Origin of the sequence: Schlesneria sphaerica (assembly GCF_044336245.1) — a bacterium.
In the GTDB taxonomy this organism is placed as follows: domain Bacteria; phylum Planctomycetota; class Planctomycetia; order Planctomycetales; family Planctomycetaceae; genus Schlesneria; species Schlesneria sphaerica.
The window spans coordinates 6,324,125-6,342,233 of record NZ_CP172346.1 but is presented as its reverse complement, the minus strand read 5'-3'; the positions used below and the strand labels follow the sequence as shown (position 1 = coordinate 6,342,233).

13 protein-coding genes are annotated in these 18,109 nt (G+C 56.0%); 10 read left to right on the top strand and 3 right to left on the bottom strand.

The window, feature by feature from the left end:
- Positions 1-48: 48 nt before the first annotated feature.
- On the bottom strand, positions 49-1,248 hold the full coding sequence (locus ACGY09_RS22790) for a ribonuclease D (protein WP_397569568.1): 1,200 nt from the start codon (positions 1,246-1,248) through the stop codon (positions 49-51).
- Between the two features lie 373 nt (positions 1,249-1,621).
- Here ACGY09_RS22790 and malQ point away from each other — a divergent pair, with 373 nt between their 5' ends.
- From malQ to ACGY09_RS22745, 9 genes are all read left to right on the top strand, one after another.
- Positions 1,622-3,169 (top strand): 4-alpha-glucanotransferase, encoded by a 1,548-nt coding sequence (gene malQ, locus ACGY09_RS22785; protein ID WP_397569567.1) that lies wholly within the window; start codon positions 1,622-1,624, stop codon positions 3,167-3,169.
- A 544-nt stretch (positions 3,170-3,713) separates the two neighbouring features.
- Entirely contained in the window at positions 3,714-5,111 is a 1,398-nt protein-coding gene (locus ACGY09_RS22780; RefSeq protein ID WP_397569566.1) for a hypothetical protein, read from the top strand.
- Between the two features lie 369 nt (positions 5,112-5,480).
- On the top strand, positions 5,481-5,981 hold the full coding sequence (locus ACGY09_RS22775; RefSeq protein ID WP_373652674.1) for a VOC family protein: 501 nt from the start codon (positions 5,481-5,483) through the stop codon (positions 5,979-5,981).
- A gap of 1,597 nt (positions 5,982-7,578) precedes the next feature.
- Positions 7,579-8,109 carry a PEP-CTERM sorting domain-containing protein gene (locus ACGY09_RS22770; protein WP_397569565.1) on the top strand — a complete coding sequence of 177 codons (531 nt, stop codon included), beginning with the start codon at positions 7,579-7,581 and terminating at the stop codon, positions 8,107-8,109.
- 519 nt (positions 8,110-8,628) lie between these two features.
- Positions 8,629-10,059, top strand: a complete 1,431-nt coding sequence (gene cls, locus ACGY09_RS22765) for a cardiolipin synthase (protein ID WP_397569564.1) — start codon at positions 8,629-8,631, stop codon at positions 10,057-10,059.
- 201 nt (positions 10,060-10,260) lie between these two features.
- A complete protein-coding gene (locus ACGY09_RS22760; RefSeq protein ID WP_397569563.1) occupies positions 10,261-11,313 on the top strand; it encodes a type II secretion system F family protein in 1,053 nt (350 codons plus the stop codon).
- 210 nt (positions 11,314-11,523) lie between these two features.
- Positions 11,524-12,030 (top strand): acetolactate synthase, encoded by a 507-nt coding sequence (locus ACGY09_RS22755; RefSeq protein ID WP_397569562.1) that lies wholly within the window; start codon positions 11,524-11,526, stop codon positions 12,028-12,030.
- Between the two features lie 463 nt (positions 12,031-12,493).
- A complete protein-coding gene (locus ACGY09_RS22750) occupies positions 12,494-14,152 on the top strand; it encodes a S41 family peptidase (protein ID WP_397569561.1) in 1,659 nt (552 codons plus the stop codon).
- Positions 14,149-15,048, top strand: a complete 900-nt coding sequence (locus ACGY09_RS22745; protein ID WP_397569560.1) for a hypothetical protein — start codon at positions 14,149-14,151, stop codon at positions 15,046-15,048. The genes ACGY09_RS22750 and ACGY09_RS22745 overlap by 4 nt, the downstream gene beginning before the upstream one ends.
- A gap of 126 nt (positions 15,049-15,174) precedes the next feature.
- Here the strand turns inward: ACGY09_RS22745 and ACGY09_RS22740 are convergent, their stop codons facing one another.
- On the bottom strand, positions 15,175-16,071 hold the full coding sequence (locus tag ACGY09_RS22740; RefSeq protein ID WP_397569559.1) for an ADP-ribosylglycohydrolase family protein: 897 nt from the start codon (positions 16,069-16,071) through the stop codon (positions 15,175-15,177).
- Positions 16,072-16,443: 372 nt separating this feature from the next.
- Here ACGY09_RS22740 and ACGY09_RS22735 point away from each other — a divergent pair, with 372 nt between their 5' ends.
- Positions 16,444-16,878, top strand: coding sequence for a hypothetical protein (locus tag ACGY09_RS22735; protein ID WP_397569558.1), 435 nt, complete (start codon positions 16,444-16,446; stop codon positions 16,876-16,878).
- A 371-nt stretch (positions 16,879-17,249) separates the two neighbouring features.
- On the opposite strand, the gene ACGY09_RS22730 is transcribed toward ACGY09_RS22735, so the two are convergent.
- Entirely contained in the window at positions 17,250-17,873 is a 624-nt protein-coding gene (locus ACGY09_RS22730) for an FMN-binding negative transcriptional regulator (RefSeq protein WP_397569557.1), read from the bottom strand.
- Positions 17,874-18,109 lie beyond the last annotated feature (236 nt).

Below are 18,109 nucleotides of genomic sequence, written 5' to 3'. Positions count from 1 at the left end.
CTGAAATGAGGACGCAATCGCGTCCTCATTTCGTTGGCGGACGGACGGTCATGACGAGGAGACGTCGTCCCGGCGTTCGAAGACCAGCGGGTGATCCGATTGAGGATCCGCAACTCGCAGCGCGATCTTCCCCGCCAGGACGTCGGTTAAAAGGTCACCACAGACTTCCGCTCGCCACCCCTGAGTCAGTCGGGGGGGCCCACCATCCCGCTCATTGTAGACGTGCCATCGCACCAGATGTCTGAGATCGGCAGTCTTGCCCACCAGCCCCATCGCGACGTTCAGTTCAGCGCACCGGTTCGCGAGCGCCAGTCCTAGCAGTTGGCCGACGACCTGTTCGTCATGCGACTTGTCTTCGTCGAGTGATTTGGGCAGTTGAGGGAGATCTTCTTTGGGCAGTGCCATTCCTGCCGCGACACAATCCAGCAGAGTAGGGGCCGCCCGTTTATATTCGGGCCGGTTCATGTCGCGAACAGCGAGAAGGTCGGCTTCGCTGGTCGGTCGTCGTTTTGCCAGTTCAATGACCAGATCGTCCCGGAGCATCTTCCGCATTGGCCGGTCTTTAGCCGCAGCTTCGTTCTCGCGCCAGCGATAAACCTCACGAGCAACCGCCAGTTCTCGTGGAGTCAATCGATGCAGACCGGGAAGGCGCTGCCAACTGTCCGGCGATCGCTCCGCAGCGATCTCGTCAATCATCCGCTGGATCTCTGCTTCTGCCCACGGCAGTCGCTTCATTTTCTGCAGCGATGTCCGCTGCCGGTCATAGATTTCAAGAATGTGCTGCACGTCATCGAGAGCGTACTCGAGTTGCGTTGCCGAGAGAGGCCGCCTGCGCCAGTCAGTCCGCGTCTCCCGCCCCTGAGCCGTTCGGCCCAGAATTCGCTTCACCAGCGCTTCGTAGCCCAAAGGGAAACTGCGCGAGCGAAGTCCCTCGGCGATCTGAACGTCCCATAACTTCCGGGGAGGCAAGTCAGCATAGGTGAAACAAAACCGGACTTCCTCACGTCCCCCGTGAATGATGACGGTCGTTTTGTCGTCCGCCATCATCTCCCACCAGCGCCTGTGATCGACTTCGTACGGATCGACTGCAACACAGCGCTCCTTGGTCGCAAACTGAAGCAGGCAGAGTTCTGGACGGTACGTGTGCTCCGAAACGAACTCCGTGTCAAACGCAACCAATCCCGACTCGCGGATGTGATCGCAGAGGTCATCGAATGCAGACTGCTTGGTAATCAGTGTCGATGTCATGGGACAGATTGCTATGGCTGGAGATACGGAACGCCTCAATTCTTTACAGGGCAACGAGTTCTATGTTGGCAAGGTTTGTGATGACTCGCAAGCGTTCAGATGTTCAACTTACTCCTGTAAGATTTTTACACATTCCCACAATCGGATGAACACTGCCGCAATCGGACTTCCCTTCTGACGTTTTCGATGTCAGGATGCCCCTTGTCAGCAGTCGTCCACACTGATTTTTTGGCGACTCAAACCCTTGCTGCATGAGGCCATGGAATTCGGATTTCCACCGAAATTTGTTCGTGCATGATACGTGTGGATGGTCTTCCCCCTGGCACCATCCTTGAATCCGCACTTCAGGGAAGATTTTATCGGATGATCAACTATGCTTCAGGAACGAGCCAGCGGCGTCCTTCTTCACCCGACTTCATTTCCCACACGTTATGGCATCGGTGATCTGGGCCCCAGCGCCTACCACTTCATTGACTGGCTGGAGGGGGCTGAGCAGCGCTACTGGCAGGTCCTGCCACTGTGTCCCACGGACATGGGTGACTCGCCCTACCAGTCCCCCTCATCGTTCGCCGGTAATCCACTCCTGATCAGCCCGGACCTGCTGGCGCGGGATGGCCTCCTCAATGAAAACGATCTGGCGAGCGCACTGCTGCCCGAGGTGGAGACAGCTCCCCACGTCGACTTTCAGCGAAGTGCCCTGCTGAAGAATCAACTTCTCAGCACCGCCGTCCTGAACTTCAGAAATCTCTCGCCCGCTCATGAACTGCATCAGGAATTCGCCGAGTTCAAAAAACAGCATCACAGTTGGGTCAATAATCATGCTCGGTTCATGGCGCTGCGCGATGTGAACCGCAACAGGCCGTGGCGGCAGTGGACAGAGTATGTCACTGCACCTGATCAGCCCGTCATGCCCGAACTGGAAGTTCGCTTCGAATACGCGCTGCTTCTGCAGTTCTTCTTCTTCCGCCAGTGGCATCAGCTTCGACAGTATGCTCGAGAACGGAATATCCAGATTATCGGAGACATCCCAATCTATGTCTCGCACGATAGCGTGGATGTCTGGGCCCACCAATCTCTGTTCCAACTGGATGAACATGGTGATCCCACTCGAGTCGCAGGGGTTCCTCCCGATTACTTCGCCGCCACAGGACAACTGTGGAATAATCCCCTCTACAACTGGGACGCGATGGAGCAGGATGGGTTTCGCTGGTGGATCCATCGGCTGGAAACGGCGCTCCAGTTCGTCGACCTGGTGCGCCTGGACCATTTTCGGGGGTTCGAAGCGTACTGGTCCGTCGCGGCCGGTGAAGCGACGGCCATGAACGGGCATTGGGTCCCGGGGCCACGGGGGAAACTGCTGACGGCGTTGTGCAATGTCAAAGGGGCCGACCCGGTCGCGAATGCTTCCACCTCGACGGCACCGATTATCGCCGAAGACCTGGGCATGATTACGGAAGAAGTCCATGCTCTGCGGAAAGAGTTTCACCTTCCCGGGATGAAGGTCCTGCAGTTCATGCTGCCTGGTGAGCCCTGGGACAATCATCGTCCCGAAGAGTTCGAGGCGAATTCCGTTGCTTACACCGGGACCCACGACAACGATACCACCCTTGGCTGGTTCCGCTCACACATCCTGCCAAATCCCGATCAACTGGAACGATTGAAGCAGTACACGCGCTGCGAGGAACACAATATTGCGTGGGAGTTCATCGAGATTGCCTGGCGCTCCGGCTCCCATCTTGCCATTGCCCCTCTTCAGGACCTCTTCTCAATGGGTTCCGAAGCAAGAATGAATACGCCCGGAACAAGCGGCCCCGGCTGCCACAACTGGCGTTGGAAATACAGCCCCGGCCTGCTGACTCGGGAAGTCCAGGAGCGGCTCGCGAACCTGACTCGGTCGACCAACCGCGCGATATACAAGTAACAGTGCCGGCTCACAGGGCTTGCGTTCCTTCGGCGCGAGCCCTGTACTGCGCACTGGGCCATCGAATGTTGTCCCGCCCGATTCGGCTGCACGGTACCTGGACAAGGTGATCTCCCTGGATCACCTGCCAACAGCGCCAACTTCTTCCTGGCGGTCGTGCCCAAGAGGTCGCGAAATCTCCTCCCGATCGCTCTTCGTGCCGCCAATGACTCATCCTTGGAACCGAATCCCATCAGGTAAACGAATTCAGATGCTTTCTGGAGTCCGTTGGTTGACATTCACGAGTGGCAGTATTAATTTGCGACCCCTCTCCATCTTGCTTGAACTATTACGCTCGCTTCACAGGCGAGAATCTGCACATCCGTGTATTAACACAGGAACGTAAGAGCCACTTTTTCCGATCGTAAATCGCCTCGCTAATCCGTGTTGTTGACGTCACACCCCCATCGCAATTCGGCGACGTCGAGAATCCTGATTGACCCCGTCCATTCTGATACTCTGGCATCAACCTGGCGCAGGTGACCTGCGCGTGAGGGACTTCATCATGACGATCAACTTCCGCGTCTCCCTCACTTGCTGCCTGGGACTTTCAGCCCTGGTGATGGCAGCGGCGACTCTCAGCGAACGGAGCAATGCCCGGGCGGCTCAAGATGATCAACCGTACGTTAATCAGCACTACCCTGACTTTGGTTTCCTCCCTTCGCCGCTCGAATACAAGGGGCGTGTCTTTACACTTAGCCAGCACTACCCAAAGACAGAGCCCCCTGCGTCCGAGCGACCTGACTTCCTGAAGATCGACTTTCAGAAGAACTGGCGCGATTACTTGCTGGCGGCACAAGATTACTGCTTCAAGGACAATGTCCTGGGTGGCGACGTCGCTGACGACTTCGATGCGGCGATCAAAGATCAGCCAACCTGGTTCCATGTTCCGTGGCAGCACTGCGGACCCAACGGCCGGGAAGGGGTCCATGGCCTGACAAAAGAAGCCCCCGTCGCTCCTCAGCAATTGGCCATCAGCCAGAGCCACCAGGGAGGCCAGATGTACGCCGTGGCGATTTACAATCACTTCGGTGGTTACGTCATCGGCAAAGTCTGGGCAGACAAGGACAAGCCGAATGCCCACGATGTCCGTTTTCCAGTGGGAACCGTGGTCATGAAGGTGCTGTTTACGGATGTCCCTTCAACGGAAGTTCCATCGCTCGAGAACCCGCTGAAATGGAACGCCTACGTCACTGAAAACTACCTCGCGACGAATCGCGTGTTCAAGGAAATGACGCTGATTCAGATGGATCTGATGGTTCGTGATGAACGAGCACCCCATGGATGGGTTTTTGGAAACTACCAGTACAACGGAAAGATGAACAACGCGAACAAGTGGAAGAACCTGGTCCCGGTCGGCATTCAGTGGGGGAATGATCCAGACGTCACCGATGGGACGTGGGGCGGATACACGAACCCGATCCCCGTTGTCACCCGACGCAATCCACACCTGAAAGAGACGATCATCAATCCGGACGACAACGAACTGCCCCCCACGCATCTGGGATGGAACGGGCGGTTGAATGGCCCTGCTGACAACTATCTGAGCTCCTGCATGAGCTGCCATATGACGGCTCAATCCCCCACCAAGTCTCCCATCAGCCCCTTGTTTCAGCCCGCTGACAAAGTCCCCTCAGTGGGCTCAACAGGCTGGATGCGCTGGTTCCAGAACCTGAATTACGGCGAACGCTTTGATGCGGATAAGCCCACATCAAGCATGGATTACAGCCTGCAACTCGCATTGAGTCTCCAGAACTACTATCAGTGGAAGGATGCCGCTCATCGAACCATCGCGGCTCGCTATCGCGACGAACAGCTCAACCCGGTGGGAGAAGATGTCACCGAGGATTACGAAATCCTGCGATCTCAGCCCGTTGAACTGAACCAGATCAATCCGCGGTAATCCGATCTCCCCGCAGCCAGCCCGTCCGTTTGCCATCGTCTGGCCCCCACTCAAGTGACAGGGGCCCCCATGAGTTGTGATCATCCAGCCCCCCATCAGCACCCGTCGGTATTGCGAGGATGAAGGGCCACGGACAGGGTGAAGACGCCCGTCGGCAGGTCAGCCTCCGCCGAGGCGACTCTGGTGACACGAGGTCGGCCAACACAAATCACTCCACTGCTTACGAAAGAGAAGGCGGTTGCGGATTCGCCCCACTGGCAGGGGCGACAGCCGATCGGGCATAATCTCAGGCCGAGATCGAAACGGTCTGATTCCCGTACCGGGTCATGAGTCAAGACAAACTCATGCCGAGGAAGTCAGGAGTGAACCATGTCCTCAAATGAGCCCCGCCAGCCGATTGATCCTCAAACGCGAATCGGCCATGTCCACCTGAAGGTCGCCGACCTGGAACGTTCGATCCGGTTTTACCATGGTGTCCTGGGGTTTGAAGTCACGCAACGATACGGGACTCAGGCAGCCTTCCTTTCCGCCGGTGGGTATCACCACCATATCGGACTGAATACCTGGGAAAGCCTCGCCGGCCCGACACCCCCGCCGGGAACGACGGGCCTGTATCACGTGGCGATTCTCTATCCCACCCGCAGAAGCCTGGCTGATGCTCTCCAGCGACTCCGACGGGCAGGAATTGCCTTGAATGGTGCAAGCGATCACGGCGTCAGCCAGGCCCTCTACTTGCGCGATCCCGACGAAAATGGAATCGAACTTTACTGGGATCGTCCACAAGATCAGTGGCCACGCAATCCGATCGGCGAACTCGCGATGTTCACCCAACGCCTGGACCTGGACGACCTGCTGCGGGAACTCGAATGACTTCCCCTGCTGTCGAACGTCGTTGACAGCGAGAAATCCCGTCTCAGACCAGACGAGCCACGTCTCCCTCTTCGGTCGTCCGCCACACTCCGGCGGTCATCGCCTGTGAAATTCTCCAGTGAGCGAGTCGGGGCAATGGACGGTATACGGCCCAACACGACTACATGCCTGCCTGCCTACATCTCATAACTAATCAACATCGTATAGCAACTCTGAATTAGGATTTCCCGGCACAGCATCCGCACCGAAATCTAATTTAAGCTTCTCTTAATCCTGCTTGACTACCTATTACATTTACTGCGGAGGAGGATTTCGCACGACAGAACCGAGTTCTGCAGGCCCGAGAACCATGCAAGGCATCGCGAACTTATCAACATCCTCCAGACTCAACTCCCTTAGCGAGACTCGTTAAGACGAACCGGAACGCCCCTCACTGAGACTGAGTTTCGCAAGTCTCCGATCACCCTGCCGGGACTCCGTGGGGCTGCTCAGCAGACCAGCCCGCAAAACAGGGGGAAGTTCCAAATATCCAGCCATTCCGCAATGTTTTCCCGACGACACACGGGAGAGTTTCACGCAGGAAACCTTCAACATGCGCGCAACTATCGCAGGGGAGCAGAAGCCTGCATCGGAAATCAGATAGATCGTCCCGAGACATACGAACCGTCATAAGTTGAATGATGCCGGTACACGCTTCGGCAATGCTAGGTACTCCGGTTGTCACACGCTTCAGCAGCACCTACTAACCTGTTGCGACAGTCTCATTTATGAGAATCACAAAAGCGGCGCGACCCTCACAATCAGAAACTGCTATTCCCCGGACGACTGTAAGTGGATATAAGATTTCCAAGTCACGGAAAATTTCTTTCACTCTCCTCATATAACGATGAGTGATATCCGTGCCGGTCTTGTCTGAACGCTTGCGCACAGACTGCATTGATGCAGGGGGCTGCAACTCCGGAGAAGCGCAACAAGATCGAACAACCACTGTCTCGCGTCGCCGCAGACACGAGAGTCGTAGACGTTCTGAGCGACGCATTTTCTGAACGGGAGTCACTGGAAATCCGCATTTTTGATCGCTACAGTATCCGCGACCGGCACAATCGATACTTACAGCAAAGACAGAATCCGATTGTAGTTGCGTTTAGATACACAGTAAACGAATATCTGAATATGAGATTTGTGTTCATTTGTGCGCAGTGAACTTTTGCGGCAGCAAGACTGATGTGGCCTTCATCACAGCATGGCGCGCCTGACCGACTCGCACGACCCCCGATGGGTCGACGGGGCGAACGCCGCCCTCCCGGTTGGGTGTCAGATATTCGGATTGTCTCGTTTCTCGACTGGGAAAGTTTTATTGCCGTGATCATTTCGGTTCGATTCAGCGGGATTCCTCCGCCGGTCGCAGTTCCACGCCTCGGCGTAAGAGGTCTCAATCGATGTCAGTCCACTCCCTCTGAACCCATCGCTCGGACTCAGGATGTGGGTTCCCTGTTTTGTCTTCTCGAATGAGTGTCTAGTTAAACGTAGAATAAGTGAGTACCGTCCCATGAGTATTTCCCGCCGATTCACACGTGCAGCCGTAATTCTGAGCTCGATGACATTCGTTTTGGTCCTGTTCGGACAACAGAGCAGCGTAGTGGCCGGAATTGTTCCCGATACTGTGGTCATCGATGAACCCTTGAAACTGGAAGTGACCTGGTACGGAAAAGGAATTCTGGACGATGGCAGCAACAATGATTCACTCGCAGTTCCTGTGCTGACCAACTGGTCGGTAGGGCCGAACCCAATCACTCTCACCTACCTGGGCGGTGGGGACGGCTGGTTCGGAAAGCTGACGGGTGAGCACACAACGGCGCCTCATCCGGGTGAAGGAGTCGGTCCGCTCGTCCAGTTTATGATCGCCTTCGACCAGCTCACCCCCACCTCAACCACCAGCACGAAATCTGTCCTCCACGGCACACACACCGACGTCTATACCCTGACGTACACCTACAACCCCGCTACCGACACTGTCACGTTCGACCTCAAGGCAGCACACGTGCCAGAACCAACAAGCTTTGCCCTGTTGGGCGTTGGCGCTTTGGGTCTTATCGGTGCACGATACCGTCGTAACAAAGCCAAGTAATCCAGACTAAAATGAGATGTTCGGGCAGCGACGCCTCGACCGTTGCCCGGAAACTCACGCAAAAGTGGAATCAGGATGTCCACTCGTTTTCGCCGTGTGTGATTCAGCTTAACCGTGATCGCTCCGTCACCGATCACAGAAAGAACCCACCTCGCCCAGCCTTCTCAACACGGCAGCCAGGGCGAGGAATCGTCTCCACAGGGTTTGCCGAGACATCGGAGTCGTGCCTCGAATCGAGGGCTGTTCCCTCCACCGCCCGCCGCCGTCTCTTGCCCACCTGCATCCCCCCTCTACAAAAATCGGGCAGGCCCCCACCGCTGATCTCAGCGGCCGGCCCAAAAAGCCGCAGGTTGACTTGCCTTCCGTTGCAGCGGGCATCGAATCCCGGCAGCAATGGCTTCCGTTCAATCGAGGGAGGGGGCGCGTCAATGCCGGCAACGGACTGTGCGCCGCGAGAATGTCATTCACCGCAGGAGTGCATCAGATGATTGATGCAACCAAATCGATTATGCTCGCCGCATGCAAACCGCTCTCGCAATAATTACGATCTTCGGCTACGTCCTCACCCTCACCCTGTTGCCGGTTGTTCTCCTCACCAAGAAGAAACAACCGGTCTCGACAGTGGCCTGGATGATGACGATCATCACCATGCCCTATGTGGGGGCGTTGCTGTTCGTCGTTTTCGGCATCAATCGGGTCGAACGACGCCTGCGCCGGAAACAGGCAGCCACCCGATCCGTCACTCGGATTTTGCCTCAACTCTCACATCAGCATCATGTACACCACGAACTGCTCGACGAAACTCAGCGGGAACTGAGGCGACTTGCCGAACGGATTTCGGGCAGCCGTGCGACGGTGGGTAATCGAGTGCAGTTGCTCACCAACGCACAGCAGGCATTCGATGAAATTGCGGAGGCAATCCTCGCTGCCGAATCGACAATTCATCTGGAATACTACATCTGGCGTCCCGACAAGCTGGGCACACGACTGCGAGACCTGCTGATCTCCAAAGCACAGCGCGGGGTACGAGTTCGATTCCTTTACGACGGAATCGGCTCCAACCTTCTTACCTATCGCTTTCTCAAACCGATGCGGGATGCCGGAATTCAGGTTTTTTCCTTTGTCCCCGGCCGTTCGCTGCGGGAACGGTGGTCGATCAACCTGCGCAATCACCGCAAGATCGTGATTGTTGACGGGCAGATCGGTTTCACAGGGGGAATGAATGTTGGCGACGAATACCTGGGACTCGATCCGTTCTATGGCAAGTGGCAGGACACGCATCTGCGACTGGAAGGTCCCACAGTCCTCCAATTGCAGGAGGTCTTCGCGATCGACTGGAAGTATGCCACAGGCGAAGTGTTGACGCATGATCGATATTTTCCGACCCCCGAACAGACTGGCAACGTTGTGGCGCAGGTCGTCGCCAGTGGCCCTGACGAAGGGAGCGACGTTTTTCATAACCTGATGTTCGCTGCAATTAACTCCGCACGTCATCGAGTCACTCTGGCGACGTGTTACTTCGTGCCCACGCCATCCCTTGTCTCGGCCCTGGAGTCTGCCTCGCAGCGAGGGGTCCAGACGCGGGTTCTCATTTCAGGCCCGAAAACTTACTGGGCAACGCTGCAAGCCGCGCGGTCCAACTACGATTCACTTCTTTTGGCCGGAGTCAAAATCTACGAATACCAGGCGGGGCAGTTCCACTCCAAGACACTCTCCATTGATGGCAATTGGTCGCTTGTCGGTACCCCGAACTTCGATTCTCGCAGCCTCTATCTGAATTTTGAGGTCGGTGCCGTTCTTTACGACAGAAGTCTGGCCGAGCAAATCGAGCATCAATTCCACACTGACCTGGAATCAGCCATGGAAATCGAGCCCGACAAGTGGTTCGCCCGCCCGGTCTGGAACCGCCTTCAGGAAAACTTCTGCCGCATGTTCTCTCCCGTGCTTTAGGCACGGCCCCGGGACCACAACGAATGCGGCCGCTGCGAACGCCGCCTCCTGGACGCGCCTGACGGATTGCCACAGCCGATCGTGTTCGATTCCTAGGACTCAGATCAATGTTGGTAGGGCAGGCGAAATCGCTATGCTGATCCGGTGGGCGACTTTCATAACCGGTCACTTGATCCGCGGCATTTCGCCAGGAAGAACTTCATGCTGTCATTCTGGTCTGAATCGACGTTACCACTGTCGAATCTGGCAACCTATTGCCGCTCTCTCTCCACAATGCTGAAATCGGGAGTGCCGATCCTCAAGTCATTCCGCGTTGCAGGAGAGAACTCACATTACCTGCGACTGCGATCCATCACGACCCGCATTGTAGATGAACTTCGCAAAGGATCGGATGTCTCGACGGCGATAGCAGAGCAGGGGAATGCGTTCCCGGAACTCATGATCGACATGGTCCGCGTCGCGGATCAAACAGGGTCCTTGCCGGAAGTGCTGCTCGCCCTCGCGGATCACTACGACAATCTGATTCGATTGCGTCGTACGTTCCTGGGTGCGATTGCTTTGCCAATCCTGCAATTGCTGGCTGCCATTTTTATCGTGGCACTGCTGATCTGGATTCTGGGCATGATTGCGAGCAGTAACGGGTCCGAGCCCTTCGATGTTCTGGGGCTGGGATTAACGGGAACCGTGGGTGCCTTGACGTGGCTGGGAGGGTGTTTCGGCGTCGCGGCCGGGGGATTTTTCCTCTATATGTTTCTTTCCCAGGGCTTGAAAGGACGCACTTTTGTCCATTCGGCCTTACTCGGCATTCCCATCGTCGGTGACTGTTTTCGATCGTTCGCCCTGGCGCGCTTCTCGTGGGCCTTTGCTCTGACTCAGCAGGCGGGAATGCCGATTATTCCCAGCCTCGAAGCAAGTCTGAAAGCCACAGGAAATCAGGCCTTCGCCTCAGCAATCCCCATGGTCGCGGCCATGGTTTCTGCAGGAGAAGACCTCTCGTTCGCACTCAGCCAGACGAAGCTGTTTCCGAGGCAATATCTGGAACTCGTCCGTGTGGGTGAAGCAACGGGAACGGTTCCCGAGAAGCTGCAGGAACTGAGCCCCCAGCTTGAAGAACAGGCTCATCGCAGCCTCTTCGCGATGACAACCGTGCTCGCATGGTTCATCTGGGGAATGGTCGCCATGATCATAATCTTCTTTATTTTCCGGATTGCCATGATGTATATTGGCTTGCTGAATAATGCCTCGAACCTCTAGAGCGCAAGGCGCTCGAATCGCGTTTTCGGGTCACTCGTTTGGCTGCTTCGCGCTTTCAATTCGCTACTCAACCCAAGACGCAGATTGACCATTTACGGACATTTGCCGTAAATTGGGCGGTCGAGAGAATGGAGAGAGGACGCGCGAGCACGTGTGACCTGGCTACGGCCTGCTTTTGTCCTGGTCGAATCAAACTGATGGAGCGATGTGATGCCGCACGATTTTCAAGGGGGTGAAGGCGCCGGTACCGAGACGATGCGAGGCCGCGCCTGGCCCTGCCTGCGCCAGTTTTGCATTTTCCTTGAGAATCGCGTCGGCCGCTTGAATGATGTCATGCGTCAGCTCGAGTCCATCGACACCCGTGTCATGGCCCTCAGCATCGTCGATTCAGTCGACTTCGCCATGATTCGCCTGATGTTCGATAATGCCGACCGGGCTCGGGAAAAACTGGAGCTTTCTGGCTTTTTGTTCAGTGAGAGCGATGTCGTCGGTGTCGAGCTGCCTGAAGGGGACAAACCGTTTCACGCGGTCTGTTCTGCTCTCGTCAAAGCCGAAGTGAACATCCACCACGCCTATCCACTGCTGTACCGTCGGCACGGTCGCGGGGCCGTCGCCATGTTCGTCGACGATGTCGACCAGGCGGTGCATATTCTTCAGGACGCTGGCCACCGAATCGTCACAGAAAGCGATTTGCATGACGACGATGAATACCTGTAACGGCGGCGTGGAAAAAATTCATCACCTGACTGTCCGGTAGCGAAAGTTCTGGCCCGGCCGTCCAATTCGCCGATTTCATCGATCTGGCCGCGGAACCGGATGGTACTGAATCTGCGGCCCGAAATCCGTCGCTTCAACCGGCCGAACCCCTCTATTCTTCCCGGTCGAAGCCCCGTGCTCCGGCCAACCGGCTCATACCTCGAATCGATAACGAGGTCTACGTCAACTCTAGCGTCCATACGGGTCGTTCCGCACACGGTCCGCATGATGCCGTTTGACATCACATTTTCTCGGCTTATATTCAATTTCGACGACGCGGATGCCGACGGCTGGCCACCCCAGCCCTCGACGTGCCACAGGGATTGAGGGCCGCATGTCCGCCGTTCACACCTCGAGGGGGGGTGTGAAAGACCGGCGATGAGAACTCCACTGCCTATTCCTGACAGAAGGGCGATGTTCGATCATGCGACTCTGTAATTACCTGAAAACAACAATATTTTTGTACACTGCGGGATCCGTCTTCGGTCTTGTCCACGCAGCAGACCAGGTCGCCGAAGGACGCTTCACCCGAACCCGAGCCGTCTCAACGGAAGATGGTCTGACGAGTGCAGTGGAGGAAGGCCTGGAACTTCGCTCGTCACGCCGCTGGGCCGAGGCGATCGAGTTCTACGAGAAATCGCTGAAGTCCTGGCCGAATAGCGAACAGCTGAAGCAAGGCCTGCGTCAGTCGAAGGTCCATTTCTCGGTCGAACGACGCTACGCCGACAAATCCTTCGTCAATAACATGCTTCCCATGTCCCGGGTCGAAGCCCTGGTCTATCTGGATGATGTTCTCGATAAAGTCAGACAGTATTATGTCGACTCCATCAGTGCGACAGACTTCATCGCACACGGAACCGAAAGTCTCTACTTCGCACTGAATAACGAGAAGTTCCTCCAGAAAAACATTCCATACGGCGAACAGGAAAGTATTTCCCAGTTCCGCCGCATGCTGCGGGATCAGTACTGGAACAAGAAGGTCAATGGTGCGGAAGGAGCACGACGGACGGTCATTGAACTGTCGGACTATGCACAGCGTGACCTCAAACTGTCTGCCAGTGCGATCATCATGGAGTTCGTCTTCGGCGGATGCAATTCGCTGGACGATTACAGCAGCTACCTGACGCCCGGTAAGCTCGACGACCTCTACAACAATATCGATGGACAGTTCGTCGGAATCGGCATCGAGATGAAAGCAGAAAGCGGCAAAGGACTGCTGCTCGTCAATGTGCTGGCGGAAAGCCCTGCTGCGGAAGGAGGAGCACAGATTGGTGATTACATCGTCGAGATCGATGGACGTGACTGCCGCAAGTTAAGTACCGAAGAGGCTGCGACAATGCTCCAGGGCCAGCCCAACAGCCGGGTCCGCTTGACGCTGGCGGATGGTACCACTCAGGAAGAACGAGTCGCGACCCTGACTCGCCGCTCTGTGAAAGTGCGAAGTATTCCTGTCGTTAAGATCATCGATAGTGCCAATCGAATCGGCTACATCCGGATGACGGGATTCCAGAAGAACACGGCGGAAGAACTCGACGCCGCCCTGACCAAACTGCGACGCGAAGGGATGGAAGCACTGATCTGGGATGTCCGCGGAAATCCGGGGGGCCTGCTGACCGCCGCCGTCGAAGTTCTCGACCGATTCATGGGGAATGGGGTGATTGTCTCAACGCGTGGACGAGTCCAGGATCAGAACACGACGTACTCGGCCCATTCAGATGCGACTGACTGGACGGGCCCTCTGGTCCTGCTGGTCGATGGCGATAGTGCCAGTGCCAGTGAAATCGTCGCAGGAGCCGTGAACGACCATCGTCGTGGCACCATCGTCGGACGGAAAACCTATGGGAAGTGGTCGGTTCAAAGTATTCTGCCCGGTCACGCGGACACCGGTTTTCGTCTGACAACAGCCAAGTTCTATTCGCCCAACGGCAGCACCTACGGTAAGATCGGAATTCAACCACACGTTCAAGTAGCCGACGATTCTGATCGCCTCGCTCAGCGAAGCAAGGCTCGTGGTCAAATTGAAGATGATCGAGACGTCGAGGCAGGACTGGAAACACTGCGTAAACAATTGGCGAAACGATGAGCGATGGAGTGGCGGACTGGCTGATTACCACGGGGCGCGGGAACCGACCGACGCTCCGTTGGTCGTTTTCTGTCGATGCCCCGCTGACAGACATCCGTTTCTCACGAGAATCTGGCGAAGTCCTCGCTGCCGATGTCTCTGGCGGAATTTATCTTCTGGATCGCCGAGGTCAGGTCCGGGCTCTGACTCGCACTCGCCACTCCGTACAGCGACTTGCCTGGGCTGATACCGGGGTCGCCGGGGCAGCCGTTCTCGATGATCATCTGGTCGGCTGGTTCAATCGAAATCTGCAGTTTCAGTGGACACGAGATCTCTCGGATCAAATTCTGGCCATTTCCGTCGATCCGTATGGTTCCCACGTCGCTCTGGGTCAGGCCGACGGCGTCAACCTGATCTATTCTCAGGAAAATAAGAAGTTCAGCCGGTTCGAAACCGTACGGCCACTGCGCCACATGCAGTTTCTTTCCGGCACGACCGATCTGCTGGTCGCCTCGGAGTATGGACTGACCGGCCGCTATAAGATGAACGGGACACCCGTCTGGACCAGCAAGTTGTGGTCAACGGTGGGGGATGTGGCGGCGACCGGTGACGGACGGTCCTTTTTCCTCGCCAGCTACGCACAAGGGATCCAGGCCTTCGACGGGCAGAACGGCAACACCCGCGGGACCTTTATCTGCGACGGGACCGTGGGACTCGTCACCTGCGGTTTCGCCAAGCGGAAGATCGTCGCCTACACGATGGAACGAACCCTGTTCAGCGTGGACGATGCCGGCAATCCCGAATGGAATGTCACTGTCCCTGACGACATCCGGAAAATTATCCTCTCGCCGCTGTGCGACTTCATCATCTGCGGCTTCGCCTCTGGCCGGATCATGCGGTTCGACATGTCGAACTGATATCGAGACATGCGAGCGTAAGACCGTCGGTTGTTGAATCGCGTTCGAGCGGCTCAACAGCGAACAGGCCGGCTTGAACTCTGTTCCGCTCGCGCGGGAGCACGATGCAGAAACGGACAAGACTTCTCACCCCAGCCGCTCTCGCTGACGACTCCATTCTGACGGAATGGCATTCTTTCCATTCGCCAGCGCAACAATTCCTCCAATAATCGCGCAGTTGGTATCGATATCACCGTGGACTCGAATCGCGGTCCAAAGTGCCTCGGAATAACTATCCAGGTGCGCAGCCGCGACCCACAAACAAAAGGGAACCGTATCTGCCGAAGAGACTTCGGAGCCATTGCCAAGTCGATTTGCCACATCAAATTCCCACTCAGTCAGCGGAATTGTCAGAGCTTGTTCAATCCCGGTCCGAGTGGGCCCCGAAGGCGTTAACTCGTGAGCGAGTTTCAGCAGGTCGCTGGCAGGGAATTTCTGTTGAAACTGGCTCCGGTTCCAGGCCCAGGCGGCAGCCACCGCCACGGCAATCGCCCCGGCCACTCCGTCTGGATGAGCATGCGTCACCTCGGCCGAAAGTGCGGCCTGCTCGACAACGCACGAGAGATCATCTGCAAAATAGGCGCCGACGGGTGCCGCGCGCATCGCCGCTCCGTTCCCAAATGAACCGGTTCCCCCAAATAACTCCCGCGACTCGACTTCCCAGTCCGCGCCACGGTGAATGCTCCGCAGCAAGTCGTGCTGGGCGGGACCGTATCCTCGATCAGGATCCAAGGTGTAGCGTCGACCGAAGACGCTGGCTAACTCGTTCTGATCAATCCGTCCATGTTGATCCAGGACTTCGATGATTCCCAGGGCCATCGCGGTGTCATCGGTCCAGCGCCATGGCCCCTCAGGCACAATCCGGTTCCGCAGACACATGTCCCGAACCCACGGCGACAAGAAACGCTCTCCCAGCGCATCGCCGACCGACAACCCCTCCAGCGCCAATTGGGCCCGCATCACTCGCAGTTCAGTCGAATCCATTCCCATTCCGTCGTACCCCGCTGATTCAGACATAACAGAGCCAAGCATCGAGATCTACGAGCAATCAAAGGTCAAAGCACCCCTTCGTTCAGCAACGGTACCGCCCAAAAGCGAGTTTACCAGAATCGGACAATCCCCTTTTATCCTGGTTGTCTCGTATCACTCGGCCTGAGACAACGCTCGCATCTGCCATCCGACAACCGTAAATGAATGTGTTTCTGCCAGCAACCAGATCTGATATACCCCGATCACCCTGCCTCAACCACCAGTTGCGGCAGCAATCGTTTGTGGAGCCGTTCCAATACTCCATATTTTTGTTCAACTTGAAGATTGACTCTCAAGCAGACGTCGCCAATGCGCGGGAACGAAGAGATGCGACTTGTTGATGAGAGAATACTGTATGCTTTCTCTTTAACTGCGGTCTTAATCGTTGTCTACGTCAGTGTAAAATGGAAGTTGCATGAATTATACGGGCCCGACGACGCATATGCCGTGTGGGGCGCGTCTGATTTAGTCACGACATACATGATAGAGAATCATGACGCATGGCCTCGATCGTGGGAAGATCTCCGTGAACTGTACGAGCGTGATGGAGCTCGTGTCAGCGGTTGGACATTCGAAGAATATCAAAGTCGCGTGCTCATCGACTTTACGGCTGATCCAATTCAACTCAGAGAATTGTCTTTGCAGCCGGGAGATGTAAAATTTAATGTTATTCGCGCGAGATGGTCTAGTGGTATGATGGGGGCTGGCCCCGATGTGGATATTCGCGATTACTTTCGTCACAAATCAGGATACACAGAGTAGACCAACCGTTTCGATTCGCGTTGCGCGATGATGAGCGAATTCCACACTCCCGAGTGAGAGATCCACGTTACTGTTTGGCCTTTCTGCAAATGGATCCTGATCCTATACCGACGTATGCAGTTCCGCATTACAAACCACTTGAGCTGTTGACGCATTTCGTGCTTGGCGCATGCGTCTCAAGTGAGAAAATGCCATCCCGCGGTTTCTTTCCTTCGACCCGGAAGAAGACGTCCAGTCGAAGTTGAAATTGGAGAGAACAGACGGTGATTGAACTTTTCCAGGAAGGTCTGCAAAGGGAGGGCGCGGCCCCTTTCGCATATTAACGACGCACGCCTTTTCTGGAAGGACGTTCGGACGAAGAACCGTGGAGTTCAGGTAACGTCAGAAAGCGAGGCTGCCATTCGCTTGGCGATGTCGCGGGAGTCGTCGCCTGGCTGCGATTCCAAAGCGCGAATCACCCGACGGCGACGCTCTTCAGGATGGTTCTGATTGAGTTTTGCTTTGCCCTCTAAGCGGCTCACGTTGATTTGAAAGCCTACGATTGACTTCAGCATCTTCTCCATTTCTGGGTCATTGATATCGTAGGACCACGGTTTCGGCATTCGTTCCTCATAGACCGTAACGGTCCGAGTGAGAATGTCATGGAGACGATCGCGGTCCTCTATCAGCTGCAACGAACCGTATGCGTGCACTGTCACATAGTTCCAAGTCGGGACAGTTCTTGGAGTCTCGTACCAGGTCGGTGAGATGTAGGCATGGGGACCTGGAAAGATCACCAGAACCTCACCCTCCGTTTCCCGCCACTGCGGATTCGCCCTTGCCATGTGACCGAGTAAGACACCGTGGGAATTTTCCCCTGCGTCAAAAAGCAGTGGAAGATGTGTTGCAGTCATTCCACTTTTGCCATGCGTGACCAGCATGGCGAAGCTGTGTTTCCGTATGATGGCGTGAAGCTCCGAAGTGTCGGAGATTCTGAACGAGTTAGGGGTATACATATCGAAGCTCCTCAGTGGTATGCCGCAGACTGGCTGAAGTGGTGACGGCGATCGGCCCCATGGCCGTGATTGCTCAGAGGGAGTCGTCGTTCATGGCGCCTCCTGGAAAGGTCTTCTTCCGACAACTCCCTGGTCGCAGACGCCGTTTTTCCTCTGCGCTTCAGTCTGCTTTTCACTGCGCATTACGCAGCCGAAACTGAGTCATATCATTTTTTGCGCTTCGAACAAGAACGATC